Raw genomic sequence first — 17,534 nt, 5'->3', positions numbered from 1 at the left:
GACGCATCCTATAGAAAGGACGGTGCTTTTCTAGTGAGCAAGAAATGGAAAGTAATGACAATATTTGGAACAAGGCCCGAAGCAATCAAGATGGCGCCTCTTGTTTTAGAACTGCAAAAATATCCTGAAAAGATCGAATCCATTGTTACAGTGACTGCGCAGCATCGCCAAATGCTGGACCAAGTATTGGAAACGTTTGAAATCAAGCCGGACTATGATTTGAATATCATGAAAGATCGTCAAACGCTGATTGATGTGACGACGAATGCGCTACAAGGACTAGACAAAGTAATGAAAGAAGCACAACCGGATATCGTCTTGGTGCATGGAGATACATCCACTACTTTTGTTGGAAGCTTGGCGGCTTTTTATAATCAAATCGCGATTGGACATGTGGAAGCAGGACTTCGTACAGGAAATAAATATTCGCCTTACCCCGAAGAAATGAACCGTCAATTGACGGGTGTCATGGCAGATTTGCACTTTGCCCCTACAGAAAATTCCAAAAACAATCTTTTGAAGGAAAATAAAGACGAAAACTTTATTTTTGTTACGGGAAATACAGCGATTGATGCATTAAAAACAACGGTTCGAGAAAACTACAGCCATCCTGTTTTGGAAAAGCTAGGCAATGATCGAATGATTCTTTTAACAGCGCATCGCAGGGAAAACCTTGGCCAGCCTATGCGCAACATGTTCAAAGCCATCACAAGACTTTTGGCAGAATTCCCGGACGTACAAGTTGTTTACCCGGTGCATTTAAATCCCGCTGTAAGGGAAATTGCAGATGAAATTTTGGGAAATGATCCGCGCATCCACTTAATAGAGCCTTTGGAAGTGCTCGATTTCCATAATTTTGCCGCGAAATCATACATGATTTTAACAGATTCGGGCGGTGTTCAAGAAGAAGCGCCTTCACTCGGAAAACCAGTTCTTGTTTTAAGAGATACAACCGAACGTCCGGAAGGGATCGATGCAGGAACATTAAAATTGGCAGGGACCGAGGAAGAAACAATCTATGTACTGGCGAAAGAATTGCTGAAAGACCAAACGGCTTATGAAAAAATGGCCCATGCTTCCAATCCATATGGCGATGGTTATGCATCCAAACGTATTGTGGAAGCGTTGATTAGTTTTCTGGAAAAAGGTGAATAATGTTTCTCAATAGAATATGTAAAAACAAGATATTTTCCGCAAATTTCGAGGAAATTAAAACATTATTTTTTGTTTCGACTAAAAAAAGTTTTTAATTTGATCACAGATTTGTCAATAATTTGACAAATCTGTGGTTGATGGGAAGTTTTTCACTTGAAGCAATTGACAGCAAAATTTACCTATTGTATGCTTACAAAGGGTAAGAATGATAAGGGTTTCTTGGCAGTGTAACAGCCCGGAACGCTTGTTATATCAAGTTTCTACTAGATTGACAGTTGGAATTTTGCCACGTCAATTTGCAACGTTTACCAGCGCTGAAATTTTATGTGTTTACAAAGGAGAAGAAAATAGTATATAAGAGAAAATTCCTATTTAAAAGAGAGTTTCTTGTTACTTTTCTTTTTTCGACAAAATGTCGAAAATTTTGTAAGCATTTGCAAACGCTTGATTCCTTGCAGTAGAGAACGATTTAAACTTTACTCGAAAAAGATTTGGGAGATAAATTGCCAATGCTAGATTTGCATCACATTTTCACTATGCAGAAGAAAGCGTTATTTTTTTTGCTTGCTCTTTGTGCATTAGGATGGGGATTTACTTCGATTCCTGCCGTCTTTGCTGGTATCGCTGTCGGTGCTTGCTTTGGTACATATAACTTTTGGATTCTTGTTCGAAGGATGGACAAGTTTGATCGTTCCATAAGTGAAGGGAAGAAAACGGTATCACTTGGTTCGGCTTTGCGGTTTGGATCAGGGATTGCAGCAGTCGCTATCGCAATTACGTTGCCACAATATTTTCACCTAATTAGCACAGTGATAGGGCTAATGATTCCATACGGGTTCCTATTTATAGGAGTTCTCGTAGCTTCAGTAAGAAACAAATAACGTATTTAGAAAGTGAGGTGAATGCAAGAATGGAACATGGTTCTCCAGAATGGACGTTACAAATTGGCTCTTTTGGCCTTACGTTCAACCTATCTACACTCCTGATGTTAGTTATTTCAGCGGCCATTGTATTTTTAATCGCCTTTTTTGCCACGCGCAACCTGAAACTTAAACCTACGGGCATGCAAAACTTCATGGAGTGGGTGATGGATTTCGTAAAAGGAATCATCCAAAGCAACATGGACTGGAAAACTGGCGGAAGATTCCACATTTTAGGGATTACCCTGATTATGTTTATCGCCGTGTCAAACTTAATTGGTTTACCGCTCGGAGGTATTATAATCGATGGCAACCTTTGGTGGAAATCACCAACGGCCGATCCGACTGTAACATTAACATTAGCGACATTAATCACCGTTTTAGCAACTTACTACGGTATCAAAATGCGAGGTACGAAACATTACTTCGGCACTTTTGTACAACCAATGTCATTCCTGCTACCGCTTAAGATTATCGAGGAGTTTGCCAACACCTTGACGTTGGGTCTTCGTCTCTACGGTAACATTTATGCAGGTGAGATTTTACTTGGTTTACTTGCTGGTCTAGCAGGTTCAGGTATTTTAGGGTTTGTTGGCGCAATTATCCCAACAATGGCATGGCAAGGTTTCTCTATCTTCATCGGCTTTATCCAAGCCTTCATCTTCACAATGTTAACAATGGTTTACTTATCACATAAAGTGAGCAAAGACCATTAATATAAAGCTTTTAGTGGGAACATTAGAGGCTTGAAACAAAAACAAAAACACACAATTCCAAGGAGGAAATTTTAAAATGGGTTTATTAGCAGCAGCAATCGCAATCGGTTTAGGTGCACTTGGTGCAGGGATCGGTAACGGTCTTATCGTTTCACGTACAGTAGAAGGTATCGCTCGTCAACCAGAGGCACGTGGTGTTCTTCAAACTACAATGTTCATCGGGGTAGCGTTAGTAGAGGCCCTACCGATCATCGCAGTAGTAGTAGCTTTCATCGTAATGAACCGATAATTGTCGGCTCGAAATGTTAAGTGGCGAAGATGATTCCCAAGAAGAAACTTCGCCATTCCTTTTGTATGAAGATTGAAATTATATCACCAACAGTAACGAATTACAATTTATAGATCCTATATAAATGCATGTTTGCGTTTGCGCAAACCAATGCGAAACTCGATAATTTTTGAAAGCTCTTGAAGGGAGTGAAACAATCGTGAATTTGAATTACCTAGTACTAGGTGCTAGTGCAGGCCACTTCAATGGCGGAGATGTATTGGCGACACTTATCATCTTCTTGATCTTGATGGCACTTCTAAAGAAATTCGCGTGGGGTCCATTAATGGGCGTTATGCAACAACGTGAAGAATTAGTTGCTAATGAAATCGAAGCGGCTGAAAACGCTCGCAAAGAAACAGCTAAAGCTCTAGAAGAACAGAAAGCACTTTTAAAAGAAGCACGTACAGAAGCACAAGCTATTATCGAAAATGCTAAAAAACAAGGCGATATTCAACGTGATGAAATCGTCACTGCGGCTCGTACAGAAGCTAATCGTTTGAAAGAATCGGCTGTTCGTGATATCGAAACCGAAAAAGAAAAAGCAATCGCTGCAGTTCGTGATGAAGTCGTTTCATTATCAGTTCTTGCTGCTTCTAAAGTTCTTGGGAAAGAAATTTCTGAAGAGGACAATAGCGCATTAATTAAAGAAACGATTGCGAAGGCAGGCGAGGCGAAATGAGTCAATTGACTATAGCTAATCGTTATGCCACAGCATTATTCCAGTTAGCATTGGAAAAACAAGCTGTAACGGAAATTAACGCAGACTTGGATGAAGTGGTGAAAGTATTTGAAACAACTCCAGAGTTTGTCTCTCTGCTTGCTTCTCCAAAGTTCTCAAACGCACGCAAAAAACAAATCGTAGCTGAAACTTTTGCAGGTGCACATCCACTTCTAGTAAACACGCTTGAACTTCTTATTGATAAAAAGCGTATCGACGAAGTAAGCAACCTGGCTATCCGATTTAAGGCGCTTGCAGCAGAAGCACAAGGCTATGCTGAAGCCACTGTTTTCTCGACTCGCGCACTAACAGACCAAGAAAAAGACGAAATCTCTGCTTCTTTCGGAAAATTAGTGGGCAAAGAAAAACTTTCTATTACAAATGTAATCGAACCATCTATTCTTGGTGGAGTTCGTGTTCAAATCGGCAACTACATTTTCGACAACACGATAGCGAGCAAGCTACAAGGTCTAAAACGTACGTTGGCTGTTTAATTAAAAGAAATGTGAGAGGTGACAATCATGGGCATCAAAGCTGAAGAAATCAGCGTTCTGATAAAAAAGCAGATTGAAAACTACCAATCTGATTTACAAGTAAACGAAGTTGGTACAGTAATCACAGTTGGTGACGGTATCGCTCGTGCTCATGGCCTCGACAACTGCATGGCTGGAGAATTATTGGAATTCTCTAATGGTGTTATGGGTATGGCTCAAAACCTTGAAGAAGGTAACGTTGGGATCGTTATCTTAGGTAACTACCTAGGCATTAAAGAAGGCGATGAAGTACGTCGAACTGGCCGTATTATGCAAGTACCAGTTGGTGAAGAACTAATTGGTCGCGTTGTTAACCCACTTGGTCAACCAGTGGATGGACAAGGCCCAATCAATACTACAAAAACTCGTCCGATCGAAAGCCCAGCTTTCGGTGTAATGGCTCGTAAATCAGTACATGAACCATTACAAACAGGAATCAAGGCGATCGACGCTCTTGTACCGATCGGCCGTGGTCAACGTGAGTTAATCATCGGAGACCGTCAAGTTGGTAAAACTTCGGTTGCAATCGATACAATCCTTAACCAAGCAGACCAAGATATGATCTGTATCTACGTTGCGATTGGTCAAAAAGAATCAACAGTACGTGGGGTAGTTGAAACGCTTCGTAAACACGGTGCATTGGATTACTCTATCGTTGTAACAGCATCGGCTTCACAGCCAGCTCCATTATTATACCTAGCTCCTTATGCTGGTGTATCGATGGCAGAAGAGTTCATGTTGCAAGGTAAACACGTATTAATCGTATATGATGATTTATCTAAACAAGCAGCAGCTTACCGTGAGCTTTCATTATTATTACGTCGTCCTCCAGGTCGTGAAGCTTACCCTGGTGACGTATTCTACTTACACAGCCGTTTATTGGAACGTGCTGCAAAATTAAACGAAACATACAACAATGGTTCGATTACTGCTCTTCCATTTGTTGAGACACAAGCTGGGGATATCTCTGCATACATCCCAACTAACGTTATCTCAATCACTGATGGACAAATCTTCTTGCAATCTGACTTATTCCACTCAGGTGTACGTCCAGCGATTAACGCCGGTTTATCTGTATCCCGTGTAGGTGGATCTGCTCAAATCAAAGCAATGAAAAAAGTTGCGGGTACACTTCGTCTAGACTTGGCTGCATACCGTGAACTTGAATCATTCGCACAATTTGGTTCAGATTTAGATAAAGCAACACTTGCTAAACTTGAGCGTGGTAAACGTACAGTTGAAGTGTTAAAACAAGATTTAAACAAACCAATCAAAGTTGAAAAACAAGTTACGATTCTTTATGCTCTAACTCGTGGTTTCTTGGATGATATCCCAGTACAAGATATCGTTCGTTTCGAAGCTGAGTTATACAGCTGGTTGGATGTTAACCACACGAATGTTTTAGATCATATCCGTACGACTAAAGAACTTCCATCTGATGAAGAAATGGCACAAGCTTTAAATGAATTCAAAAAAACTTTTGCAAAATCAGAGTAATTCTTTAGTCCATGATTTGTGATTAAAAACAAAAAGGTGGTGAAATACCAGTGGCAAACTTACGTGACATAAAAAAACGTATTGGTTCTACTAAGAAAACGAGTGCAATGACAAAAGCCATGCAAATGGTTTCCGCTTCAAAGAAAAATCGCGCTGAACAAAACGCTCGAAAATATGTTCCTTATATGGAAAAAGTACAAGATGTGGTTGCTGCAATTGCATCCGGTACGTCTGATGCTTCTCATCCAATGTTAGTATCCCGTCCAGTTAAGAAAACAGCTTATTTGGTGATTGGTTCTGACCGAGGCCTTGCAGGTGCTTATAACTCAAGTATCTTACGTCAGTTAACCCGTACATTGAACGAACGCCATAAGTCAAAAGACGAGTATGTAATTATGGCAATAGGGCGTGTTCCACGCGATTACTTTGTAAAACGTGGTTACAACGTAATTGATAGTGTAGTTGGTTTACCTGACCAACCAACTTTCTCTGACGTGAAACAAATCGCTCGTAAAGCTGTTGGTATGTTCGCTGATGGTACATATGATGAACTTTACATGTACTATAACCACTTTGTCAGTGTTATTTCACAAGAAGTTACTGAGAAAAAGGTATTGCCAATTACTGATCTAGCTCCAGCAAGTGAAGGCGTTCATGCATCTTATGAATTCGAGCCATCAGGCGAAGCAATTCTGGAAGTTCTGCTTCCTCAATATGCAGAAAGCTTAATTTATGGTGCTTTATTAGATGGTAAAGCGAGTGAACATGCTTCTCGTATGACAGCAATGAAAGCGGCAACGGATAATGCGAAAGAGCTTATCAATTCATTGTCTCTTGAGTACAACCGTGCACGACAAGCAGCAATTACACAAGAAATTACAGAAATCGTTGGCGGAGCGGCAGCCTTAGAATAGGCTTTTTGCTTCCCGATATCGGTATTAATATAAAAAAGCCATCAAACGTCCACGATGCTGCGGCACTCTGGTTGAATTAAATTCGATTTGAAGTTGTCGAGCATTTGGCGTTTGCAGCTAAACAAGGGAGAAAAACGGGCTGCTCTTATACATAGGTGTGAGATCATGCATCCCGCTTTCGACACCAAACTAAGGTAGGAGGGTACACAGGAATGAACTTAGGACACGTTATCCAAGTAATGGGTCCGGTTGTTGACGTAAAATTCAGCAACGGTCAATTACCAGCAATCTATAACGCTTTAACTGTTAAGATTGAACGTCCCAATTCAGAAGCAGAAACTTTAACGCTAGAAGTTGCGCTTCATTTAGGTGACGATTCTGTTCGTACAATTGCCATGTCATCAACTGATGGCCTACAACGTGGAGCAGAAGTAACAGATACAGGAAAAGCAATCTCTGTACCAGTTGGTGACGTAACATTAGGACGTGTATTTAACGTATTAGGTGACGTTATCGACTTAGGAGAAGAAATCCCGGCAGAAGCTCGCCGTGATGCAATTCACCGCGAAGCGCCAAAATTTGATGAATTAACTACAGAAGTTCAAATCCTTGAAACTGGCATTAAAGTAGTTGACTTATTAGCGCCTTATATCAAAGGTGGTAAAGTAGGTTTATTCGGTGGTGCCGGTGTAGGTAAAACTGTATTAATCCAAGAATTGATCAACAACATCGCTCAAGGACACGGCGGTATCTCTGTATTCGCTGGTGTAGGTGAACGTACTCGTGAAGGTAACGACTTATTCTTCGAGATGAGCGATTCAGGTGTTATTAAGAAAACAGCGATGGTATTCGGACAAATGAATGAGCCGCCAGGTGCACGTATGCGTGTAGCTTTAACTGGTCTTACAATGGCTGAATACTTCCGTGATGAACAAGGTCAAGACGTACTATTATTCATCGACAACATCTTCCGTTTCACTCAAGCAGGTTCCGAGGTTTCTGCCCTTTTAGGCCGTATGCCATCTGCGGTAGGTTACCAACCAACACTTGCTACTGAAATGGGTAACTTGCAAGAGCGTATCACTTCAACAAACAAAGGTTCTGTTACATCAATCCAAGCGATCTATGTACCAGCCGATGACTATACTGACCCGGCTCCGGCAACAACTTTCGCTCACTTGGATGCAACAACTAACCTAGAGCGTAAATTATCCGAGATGGGTATCTACCCTGCGGTGGATCCACTTGCTTCAACATCACGTGCCCTATCACCTGAAATTGTTGGGGAAGAACACTATGCAGTTGCTCGTGGCGTTCAAATGACTTTACAACGCTATAACGAATTGCAGGATATCATTGCAATCCTAGGTATGGACGAATTATCGGATGACGACAAGCAAACGGTAGAACGTGCTCGTCGCATTCAATTCTTCTTATCTCAAAACTTCCACGTAGCGGAACAATTCACTGGTCAAAAAGGTTCTTTTGTACACGTAAAAGATACAGTTCGTTCATTCAAGGAAATCCTTGATGGCAAATACGACCACTTGCCAGAAGATGCTTTCCGTTTAGTCGGCAGCATTGAAGATGTAGTAGAAAAAGCGAAAAGCATGGGCGTAGAGGTATAATTGCGGACGAAAGGAGAATAAATATGAAGACAGTTCAAGTCAATATTGTCACTCCCGACGGCCCTGTGTACGATTCACAAGTCGCAATGGTTATCGCGAAAACAGTTTCTGGTGAAATTGGGGTTCTAGCCGGACATATTCCCATGGTTGCTCCTCTTTCAATTGGTGCTGTAACACTTAAAAAAGAAAACGGTTCGCAAGAAGTTGTAGCCGTTGGCGGTGGATTCATTGAAGTTCGCCCAGATCAAATTTCGATTTTAGCTCCTTCCGCGGAAGTTGCTGCGGATATTGATCTTGCACGTGCCAAAGAAGCAGCTGCCCGTGCAGAGCAACGTCTTCAAAAGAAACAAGATGACATCGATTTCAAACGTGCTCAACTAGCATTACAACGTGCGATTAATCGTATCAACGTTCATGAGGGTAATATATAATAATAAATAAAAGCGGACGGGCAACTGTCCGCTTTTTTTACTGAATCCTATTATGATCTATTGGTAAGGGAGAATGAGTGATGGATGTTTATCAATCGTTAGGGTTTCAAGCCGTGATTGGCCTGGTGTCGCATATATTTTTTATTGCGGTTACATTTTATGGGCTTCAAGTTCTTCGGTTGGAGCAGTTATTTAAAAAGGGAAAAACATTTCAGATTCAATTAATCTATATTTTATTAAGCATTGCGATCGGTTCAAGCGTGTCTAATTTCTTCATTGACTTTACATCCTGGTCTCGACAATTGCCATATATATTTTCCTAATTCGAGACCATTTGCATAAGACATTTTATATGTCTTGTAAGGACAAATGACACTTCGTTTGCCGTTACATAATATATAAGGACCTTTATTTTTAACGGAAAATCGTCCTGCACCTTGCAAGTCAAGGGTAATTCAATTAATTCTTTACAAAAGTTTTAATTTAGAATTTCCTGGGTAATATTGTAGAAGAATGTAGGACTTTTTTTTTGCGAAGCAAGCAAGTTAGAAATCATTTTTTATCCTAAAGTTATGTAAAAAATTCACAAATAAGTTTAATTGAGCGTAATATAAAATGTAGAATATTATTTACATTTAGGGTAAAATAGTGATTTGGACGCTTGTTAAACAATTTATTAAGCGTTACTATGTTCATAGTTTGTGTTTTTTATAACAGAACTATTCAACACATTTAGACAGTTTGTGACAATTGAATTCGGAGGGACGAATTGTGGAGAAAATTATTGTTACGGGAGGCCAAAAGTTACGCGGAGTCGTAAAAGTAGAAGGAGCCAAAAATGCCGTACTACCAATCTTAGCAGCATCATTGCTAGCTTCTAAGAATCAAAATATTATTAAAGATATTCCGAATTTAGCGGATGTTCATACTATAAACGAAGTATTAAAAAGCCTGAATGCGAACGTACAATACAAAATCGAAGAAAATGAAATCATTATAAATGCAGAATCCCGTTTATCGAGTGAAGCACAATTTGAATTTGTAAGCAAAATGCGCGCTTCCATTTTGGTAATGGGATCGTTATTGGCGAGAAATGGCTACGCACGTGTTGCTTTGCCTGGTGGATGTGCAATCGGCTCTCGTCCGATTGAACTGCACTTAAAAGGTTTTGAGGCAATGGGTGCAAAAATTTCATTTGGCCATGGCTATGTTGAAGCTAAAACAGCCGATGGTTTAAAAGGTGCTGAAATCTATTTGGATTTCCCGAGTGTAGGAGCTACAGAGAATATTATGACTGCCGCTGCCCTGGCTGATGGAACGACAATCATCGAAAATGCAGCGAAAGAACCTGAGATTGTGGACTTGGCTAACTTTATCAATAGTATGGGTGGCCGTGTAATCGGAGCAGGAACAGATACAATTCGTGTTGAAGGAGTAAAAGAGTTGCATGGTACAACTCATCATATCATTCCCGATCGTATCGAAGCAGGTACATTTATGGTAGCTGCTGCCATTACCCGTGGCGATGTTTTTATCGAAAATGCCGTACCTGAACATATGTCCGCATTAATCGCGAAGTTGCGCGAAATGGGCGTAGAAGTAATTGAAGAAGAAGAAGGATTACGTGTTCGCGCAAACAATCCTCTAAAAGCCGTAGATCTGAAAACGATGCCTCACCCTGGTTTCCCTACAGATATGCAAGCACAAATGATGGCGTTATTACTAACAGCTGAAGGCACAAGCATTATTACCGAGACTGTATTTGAAAATCGGTTTATGCATGTGGAAGAATTCCGTCGTATGAATGCCCAAGCAAAAATTGAAGGTCGTACGGTATTTATCGATGGTCCTGTCAAATTGCAAGGCGCTGAAGTGGCGGCGACTGACTTGCGCGCTGCAGCAGCCCTTATTCTTGCTGGCTTGGTTTCTGAAGGAGTTACGCGTGTGACGAAACTTACTCACCTAGATCGTGGTTATGTTGATTTCCATAAGAAATTGGCTACCTTAGGGGCGATAATTGAACGTGTAGATGAAGAAGTGCTTCCAGAAACGGAAACAGCTGACTCAAAAGTGGAAGTAGTGGAAATTTAACGTTATCTCGCTTATTCTTCATCAGTTAAAAAAACATATGTTGAGGAAATGAATAGTAGAACCAAAAATAATTAAATTTACGACAAAATTCTCGCTTCACAGGATTTTGTCGTTTTTTATTTCCCGTATTTCCTTCTGAAAACAGATATATTTTTACCCCTCCCATCATAAGTAATATGTATGAAAAAAATAAAAAACGCTAAGCACCCAATAATGTTTTTATCAATGATGGTTCTTGTGGCTGCCCTATTTTTCTTTCCTTTTCTTTTCAAGAAGACTGAAAAAGAACCTGAAGCAGCGGTACCGCAAAGCCAAACACCAATTGCCAAAGCATGCAAGGTCACCATCCATGTGAGCGGCAGTGAGGTGCCAATCGATCTCGAGGACTATGTCGTGGGGGTTGTGGCGGCGGAAATGCCGGTAAGCTTTCACGAAGAAGCTTTGAAAGCGCAAGCGATTGCGGCGAGGACCTACGTATTAAAGAGTACGAACTATGGACAAACCCCCATTGAACCGACCGTGGCCAGACAAGTATTTTATGATGAGGATATAAGGAAGGAAAATTGGCAGAACGCTTACGAAGATAATGAAAGCAAAGTACGGCAAGCAGTGGAGGGCACAAAAGGAGAGGTCATTGAATATGACGGGGAATTGATTACGGCCATGTTTCATTCGATGAGCAATGGCATGACGGAAAGTTCCGCGAATTATAGCGGAACCGAGCTCCCTTATTTGCAATCTGTTTCCAGTACGGATTTCCAATATGCCAATAATTATGAAACTACGTCGACCTTTACAATTGAAGAGTGGAATCGATTATTAAATACCTCTAATCGTCTCGCTGACATCCACCAAATTCGCTTGCAAAAGAATAATACAGGAAGGGTAGATAAAGTTGCGTTAAAAGGAAAAGAATGGACTGGGCGGGATTTCCGTACGATCCTCGGATTGCGTTCCACCGATTTTGAAATCGATGTGGTGGATAAAAAAATCGCCGTGACCACGGAGGGCTATGGCCATGGGGTCGGAATGAGCCAGTATGGTGCCGATGCGATGGCAGATCAAGGGTCTACCGCACATGAAATCCTGCAGCACTACTATAAAAATACAAGCATTGAAAAAATTAATTGCAAAAATTAATAAATTTTTCCAAAAAGTGAATATAAATGTAAAAATCTGTTCACACTTCGACTAGAGGTGATGAACATGAGAGAGGAAAAACAAATTAAACCTTCTCCCAACAAAAACAATTGGCAAAAGAAGCCATGGTTTTGGCCGGCAATTTATGCAGCGATCGCTGTAGCATTAATCGGTCTGATTTTCAGTTATAATGCACTTATTGGTGACGAAGAAAAGCAAGAGGTCGTTCAAGGTGAACCGGCTTCTGAAGAAACAGTCATTGAAACCAACGCTCGCGCAGAAAACTTGAAATATCCATTCAACGAAGAGCAACTAGACAGCGTAGAAGTGCTGCAAGATTATTATGATGTAACAGCTGATGCGGAAACAAGAGAAAATGCACTGATGGTGTTTAACCAAACATTCTCTACTTCATCAGGAGTGTCCCTGTCTGTGAACAACGAACCTTTTGAAGTGCTTGCTGCAATGAGCGGCGAGATCACAAAAGTAACGCTGGATGCTTTCACTGGAAATGAAATTGTCATTTCACATCCTAATGGCATGGAGACGCGTTATAGTTCTGTAACGGACATCCTTGTCAAAGAAGGCGATGCAGTCGTACAAGGCCAACCATTAGGAACGACAACTGAAAATGAATGGAATCCAACTGCTGGAATTCACCTTCATTTTGAAGTATTGCAAGATGGAACACATGTAAACCCTAGAAGCTTCCTTGCATTCTAATTTAGCGGACGCAGTCAAAGTTTAACCAATTTGTTTTGTACAAGCACACATGATGAAAAAACGCCCATTTCTTCAATAAACGTTGAAACCGACGAGCTGATTCCTTGGAACGGCCAGAGTTTACGCTCGCTATACCGAGGAAAAGTATTCAACGTCCAAAAGGAGAATTTGGGTGTTTTTTTGCTTTTTTCTCATGTCCTTGGGAAATATGGTTCTGAAATTCCAAAAAACGTCATATTGTGAATAAACGTTAAATCGCTAGTTGTAAAAATTTCAATGAAACACTCACAATATGAACATGCTGAAAAACACGCCTCTCGTTAGCAAAACGGCACATTCTTATATCCGATAGAAAGGAAGAGAACGTGCACGAGCACATTCGGCAACGCTGCGTTCGGCTTGGAGAGCTGCTTATTGAAACAGGTGAAACGGTTCGTGTCCTCGCGAAAATGACGGGTTATTCCAAAAGTACTGTCCATAAAGACTTAACTGAACGACTATTTCTGGTTAATGAACAATTAGCAAATGAAGTGAAAGAAATCCTAGCATATCACAAATCAATTCGTCATTTACGAGGAGGCGAGGCGACACGGAAGAAATGGCAGTCCCGACAAATTCATTAAAAAAGCATTTAGATTGGCTTATAAAAGTCAACTAAGTGCTTTTTTACTATATGCAAAAAAATCGACACAATTATAATATTTTTAATAAAGTTAAAATTGACAAGAATGTAATCCGAAAGTATGATTTTATACGGAATGTACGTTGTAAATAAAGATGTAATCTATGGTTGAATATGATAAAATAGTCTAGATTAGGATAGAAAACTGAACGTGTTTAACTATATTCAGCACATATCGGCAGAAAGTAGTTAAAGCCTCCGGCGAATGTAACAGATTTTTAAGTGAAAATGGAGAAGAAGTAAGCCTATGATTGTCGTGTTGTGCGATAACGGCTAACTGACCTGCATCCTGCAGGCCTCAAGCTTGATAAAAAATCTGGATATAAATACGCCAAGGCGCATTTGAGGTTGGGATTGGCAGGAAGGAGAAAAAATGAATGTTTTCTAAAGATATTGGGATCGATTTAGGAACTGCAAATGTGCTCATTTATGTAAAAGGAAAGGGAATCGTGCTGAATGAGCCGGCAGTAGTGGCAATCGAAAAAAATTCGAAAAAAGTATTGGCTGTTGGAGAAGAAGCACGTCAAATGGTTGGCCGTACACCTGGGAATATAGTTGCAATTCGTCCATTAAAAGATGGGGTAATTGCGGATTTCGATGTGACGGAAGCTATGTTAAAATATTTTATGAATAAGTTAGACGTGAAAGGATTCTTCTCGAAACCGCGAATACTGATTTGCTGTCCAACAAACATTACAAGCGTTGAGCAAAAAGCCATCCGTGAAGCAGCTGAGAAATCAGGCGGCAAAAAGGTTTACTTGGAAGAAGAGCCAAAAGTAGCCGCGATTGGAGCTGGCATGGATATTTTCCAACCTAGCGGAAATATGGTCGTAGATATCGGAGGCGGTACGACGGATGTGGCAGTTCTTTCAATGGGCGATATTGTCACAAGCGAATCCATCAAAGTCGCTGGAGATGTGTTTGACAATGATATTTTGCAATACATAAAAAGAGAATATAAGCTGTTGATCGGGGAACGTACGGCAGAAGCGATTAAAATGACGGTTGGTACGGTCTATCCTGGCAGCCGCGAGGAGTCAATGGATATCCGTGGACGTGATATGGTGTCGGGACTGCCAAGAACGATCACGATCCATTCGGCAGAAATCGAAAAAGCTTTGCACGAGTCGGTTTCTTTAATCGTTCATGCGGCAAGAAATGTGCTGGAAAAAACACCCCCTGAATTATCGGCGGATATCATTGACCGCGGTGTTTGCATTACAGGCGGCGGAGCTTTGCTGCATGGCATGGACCAATTATTGACGCAGGAGCTGAAAGTGCCTGTATTTGTAGCGGAAAACCCGATGGATTGTGTGGCAATCGGTACAGGGTTAATGCTGGATAATATTGATCGTTCACCGGGTTCACGGCTTTAATTATATTCAAGAAAAATTGATTGGTTGATGGTCTGATTTAATAAAAAAAGTTCAAGAGGTGAAAGCATTGTTTAAAGGATTTTATACTGTAGCAACGGGCATGGTGGCGCAACAACGAAAAACAGAGATATTAACAAACAATATGGCAAATGCCAATACACCTGGTTTTAAGTCAGATCAGTCAACGATTCGATCTTTTCCTGATATGTTGTTGTCTGCAGTCGGAAATACGAATATTCCGACAAAAAACTCTTTAAGTTTTTCTCAAATCAACCCAATCGGTTCATTGAATACGGGGGTATATTTGCAGGAAACGTTGGCAAATTATGTGCAAGGAACAATTTATGAAACGAATCAAAATACGGATGTGGCCTTGATTAATGGTGCAATGCCAGCAGATGAGGAATCCGGGGAAGCTGGAACCATCTTCTTCCGCTTGGAACATCCCGAAGGCGGAGAAGCTTACACACGCAACGGAAGCTTTACATTGGACGGGCAGGGCTATTTAGTCAACAATCAAGGGCTGTATGTTCTGTCGGATGATGGAGAGCGCATCCAGCTGCAAAACGACGATTTCAGCATAACCGAAGAAGGCAATATTCTTGTCGATAATCAGCTTGCTGACACACTGGGAGTTTCTTTTGCAGCGAATCCCAATGAGTTGGTCAAGCAAGATAATGGTGTGTACCGTACAATTGATGAAGAGAACCTTCCAAGTGCTTATGGACAGCAAGGTGTGACATTTTCTACACAGCAATCTTTCCTTGAAGGATCGAATGTTGATTCTGCGCAAGCCATGACGGACTTGTTAACATCTTATCGCGCATTTGAAGCCAATCAAAAAGTACTGCAAGCGTATGATAAGAGCATGGACAAGGCAGTAAATGAAATCGGAAGAGTGTAGAAGGGGGATGAATAAATGCTGCGTACAATGATTACAGCAACAAACACATTAGGCCAGCTGCAAAACCAGATTGATACAATCAGCAACAACATTGCGAACAGCAATACAGCAGGATACAAAACAAAAAATGCAACGTTTTCCGAACTGCTTTATCAACAATACAATAATGATCAGCTCGATAAAACCGTTCGAAACTCTCCAGTGGGCATTCGCTATGGTGTAGGAGCTCACCTTGGGCAAATTTCAACGAATTTCTCGCAAGGCAGCTTCCAAAAAACAGATCGTGATCTGGACTTGGCTTTCACAAAAGAAAAACAATATTTCAATATTTTAATGCCTGACGGCGAAAACGGAACGCGCACAGTTTATTCGCGCCAAGGGGATTTTTACGTATCACCGGTTGAAAATGGAAGAGTAATGCTTGTGAATGGCGATGGCTATGCGGTAGCCGATTCGAATGGAAACGCCATTACCTTCCCGGATAATGTCGAGAATTTCAACTTATCAAGTGAAGGTTCACTGTTGGTCAATTATCCCGATGGCCAGACTTCAACGTTTGAGTTGGGCATAACACAGCTGGAAAAGCCTCAAGTAATGGAACATGTTTCAAATACATATATCGCATTGCCGGATAACTTCAATGGAATGGGGTACAATCAGGCAGATATTTTGGTGGATTTGCAAGGAGCAGCCCGGACGGAAGTTGGAATGATGAACCGCGCATTGGAATCATCCAACGTCGACATTTCGAAGGAAATGACAAGTTTAATGCAAGCGCAGCGCAGTTATCAATTTAGTTCCAGAGCAATTTCCATTGGCGATCAAATGCTGGGGCTCATCAATGGGATACGATAATCTTGCGTAAGTATAGTAAATTTTTGATTAAGGGAGACCGGCCATGTTAAACGAAGCAAAAAGTGAATCCATCAAGCCGAAAGTTCCTGAAGAGAAAGAAAAACGAAGCAATCATGTTGATGAAAAGCCGATTCGTTGGTATAATTTTCGACTCATTCCGATTTGGATGCGAATACTTCTCGTTGTCCTATTATTCGTCATTGCAGGAGCTGCCGGATTAATGATTGGATATGGGGTCATTGGAAGCGGCCAACCGTTGAACGCACTAAAATGGGAAACTTGGCAACATATGTTAGATATAATTAACGGAAAAGAATAGAATAATTACAATACATAAGAAGTAATAAGTTGTAGTCTATTGCTATTCAGCTACTTTACAGTAGTATAGCGCAGGGGATAAAACTGCCCCAACGCTGTTATAACGCATGAATTTAATCGCTTTTAGCTAGATAGAGTTAAGGCAATCAAGGGGGAATAGGAAATGTTAACAGCAGAACAAATTCAAGAAATCTTACCGCACCGCTATCCATTTTTATTGGTGGATCGCATTCTGGAGTTGGAAAACGGCAAACGTGCAGTAGGTATTAAAAATGTTTCCATTAACGAAGATTTCTTCAACGGTCATTTTCCAGGCTATCCGGTTATGCCGGGTGTGTTAATCGTGGAAGCATTGGCACAAGTGGGTGGCGTTGCCTTATTAAACTCGGAGGAGTTCAAAGGACGTCTTGCTTTTTTAACGGGCATTGATAACTGCCGCTTTAAACGCCAAGTGGTGCCTGGCGATCAGCTGAAATTGGAAGTTGAATTTGTCAAGCTGCGCGGCTCTATGGGTAAAGGACATGCCGTGGCAACAGTAGATGGGGAACTGGCATGTGAAGCTGATATTTTATTTGCCATCGGACCTGTTCAACCGAAGTAGA

20 protein-coding genes are annotated in these 17,534 nt (G+C 41.0%); all 20 read left to right on the top strand.

All coding sequences use genetic code 11. The features are described 5' to 3' along the window. Window positions 1–33 precede the first annotated feature (33 nt). Window positions 34–1,155 (top strand): non-hydrolyzing UDP-N-acetylglucosamine 2-epimerase, encoded by a 1,122-nt coding sequence (wecB, locus tag D1B33_RS03930; RefSeq protein ID WP_118875015.1) that lies wholly within the window; start codon window positions 34–36, stop codon window positions 1,153–1,155. Window positions 1,156–1,664: 509 nt separating this feature from the next. Beyond that, window positions 1,665–2,036, top strand: coding sequence for an ATP synthase subunit I (locus D1B33_RS03925; RefSeq protein ID WP_118875014.1), 372 nt, complete (start codon window positions 1,665–1,667; stop codon window positions 2,034–2,036). Between the two features lie 29 nt (window positions 2,037–2,065). Beyond that, a complete protein-coding gene (gene atpB / locus D1B33_RS03920) occupies window positions 2,066–2,791 on the top strand; it encodes a F0F1 ATP synthase subunit A (protein WP_118875013.1) in 726 nt (241 codons plus the stop codon). Window positions 2,792–2,867: 76 nt separating this feature from the next. Next, window positions 2,868–3,080 (top strand): F0F1 ATP synthase subunit C, encoded by a 213-nt coding sequence (gene atpE, locus D1B33_RS03915; protein WP_036200106.1) that lies wholly within the window; start codon window positions 2,868–2,870, stop codon window positions 3,078–3,080. Between the two features lie 199 nt (window positions 3,081–3,279). Continuing rightward, the gene (atpF, locus tag D1B33_RS03910) at window positions 3,280–3,801 is read left to right on the top strand and encodes a F0F1 ATP synthase subunit B (RefSeq protein WP_118875012.1); all 522 of its coding nucleotides are present in this window, start codon (window positions 3,280–3,282) and stop codon (window positions 3,799–3,801) included. Then, window positions 3,798–4,334: a F0F1 ATP synthase subunit delta gene (locus D1B33_RS03905; protein ID WP_118875011.1), complete on the top strand. Its 537-nt coding sequence runs from the start codon at window positions 3,798–3,800 to the stop codon at window positions 4,332–4,334. Before atpF ends, D1B33_RS03905 begins: the two co-directional genes overlap by 4 nt. Window positions 4,335–4,361: 27 nt before the next feature. After that, window positions 4,362–5,870, top strand: a complete 1,509-nt coding sequence (gene atpA, locus D1B33_RS03900) for a F0F1 ATP synthase subunit alpha (protein WP_118875010.1) — start codon at window positions 4,362–4,364, stop codon at window positions 5,868–5,870. A 50-nt stretch (window positions 5,871–5,920) separates the two neighbouring features. Further along, on the top strand, window positions 5,921–6,784 hold the full coding sequence (gene atpG / locus D1B33_RS03895; RefSeq protein WP_118875009.1) for an ATP synthase F1 subunit gamma: 864 nt from the start codon (window positions 5,921–5,923) through the stop codon (window positions 6,782–6,784). 212 nt (window positions 6,785–6,996) lie between these two features. Next, window positions 6,997–8,412, top strand: coding sequence for a F0F1 ATP synthase subunit beta (gene atpD, locus D1B33_RS03890; protein ID WP_118875008.1), 1,416 nt, complete (start codon window positions 6,997–6,999; stop codon window positions 8,410–8,412). A 23-nt stretch (window positions 8,413–8,435) separates the two neighbouring features. Continuing rightward, entirely contained in the window at window positions 8,436–8,843 is a 408-nt protein-coding gene (locus D1B33_RS03885) for a F0F1 ATP synthase subunit epsilon (protein ID WP_118875007.1), read from the top strand. A gap of 80 nt (window positions 8,844–8,923) precedes the next feature. Continuing rightward, complete coding sequence (locus D1B33_RS03880; RefSeq protein ID WP_118875006.1) at window positions 8,924–9,166, top strand: DUF1146 family protein; 243 nt, start codon at window positions 8,924–8,926, stop codon at window positions 9,164–9,166. Between the two features lie 448 nt (window positions 9,167–9,614). After that, on the top strand, window positions 9,615–10,934 hold the full coding sequence (gene murA / locus D1B33_RS03875; protein ID WP_118875005.1) for a UDP-N-acetylglucosamine 1-carboxyvinyltransferase: 1,320 nt from the start codon (window positions 9,615–9,617) through the stop codon (window positions 10,932–10,934). A 180-nt stretch (window positions 10,935–11,114) separates the two neighbouring features. Next, entirely contained in the window at window positions 11,115–12,074 is a 960-nt protein-coding gene (gene spoIID / locus D1B33_RS03870) for a stage II sporulation protein D (RefSeq protein ID WP_118875004.1), read from the top strand. Window positions 12,075–12,140: 66 nt separating this feature from the next. Further along, window positions 12,141–12,797 (top strand): M23 family metallopeptidase, encoded by a 657-nt coding sequence (locus D1B33_RS03865; protein WP_118875003.1) that lies wholly within the window; start codon window positions 12,141–12,143, stop codon window positions 12,795–12,797. Between the two features lie 365 nt (window positions 12,798–13,162). Further along, window positions 13,163–13,420 carry a sporulation transcriptional regulator SpoIIID gene (locus D1B33_RS03860; protein ID WP_118875002.1) on the top strand — a complete coding sequence of 86 codons (258 nt, stop codon included), beginning with the start codon at window positions 13,163–13,165 and terminating at the stop codon, window positions 13,418–13,420. Between the two features lie 436 nt (window positions 13,421–13,856). Next, entirely contained in the window at window positions 13,857–14,855 is a 999-nt protein-coding gene (mreB, locus tag D1B33_RS03855; RefSeq protein ID WP_118875001.1) for a rod shape-determining protein, read from the top strand. A 67-nt stretch (window positions 14,856–14,922) separates the two neighbouring features. Continuing rightward, window positions 14,923–15,759: a flagellar hook-basal body protein gene (locus D1B33_RS03850; RefSeq protein ID WP_118875000.1), complete on the top strand. Its 837-nt coding sequence runs from the start codon at window positions 14,923–14,925 to the stop codon at window positions 15,757–15,759. Between the two features lie 15 nt (window positions 15,760–15,774). Further along, window positions 15,775–16,614 (top strand): flagellar hook-basal body protein, encoded by an 840-nt coding sequence (locus D1B33_RS03845; protein ID WP_118874999.1) that lies wholly within the window; start codon window positions 15,775–15,777, stop codon window positions 16,612–16,614. A 43-nt stretch (window positions 16,615–16,657) separates the two neighbouring features. Then, on the top strand, window positions 16,658–16,933 hold the full coding sequence (locus D1B33_RS03840) for a DNA-directed RNA polymerase subunit beta (RefSeq protein ID WP_118874998.1): 276 nt from the start codon (window positions 16,658–16,660) through the stop codon (window positions 16,931–16,933). 162 nt (window positions 16,934–17,095) lie between these two features. Continuing rightward, window positions 17,096–17,533 (top strand): 3-hydroxyacyl-ACP dehydratase FabZ, encoded by a 438-nt coding sequence (fabZ, locus tag D1B33_RS03835; RefSeq protein ID WP_118874997.1) that lies wholly within the window; start codon window positions 17,096–17,098, stop codon window positions 17,531–17,533. Window position 17,534: the final 1 nt, after the last annotated feature.

Origin of the sequence: Ureibacillus yapensis (assembly GCF_003515775.1) — a bacterium.
GTDB lineage: Bacteria > Bacillota > Bacilli > Bacillales_A > Planococcaceae > Ureibacillus > Ureibacillus yapensis.
Note: the sequence above shows the minus strand (reverse complement) of the source record. Positions and strands in the feature narration are given on the sequence as shown.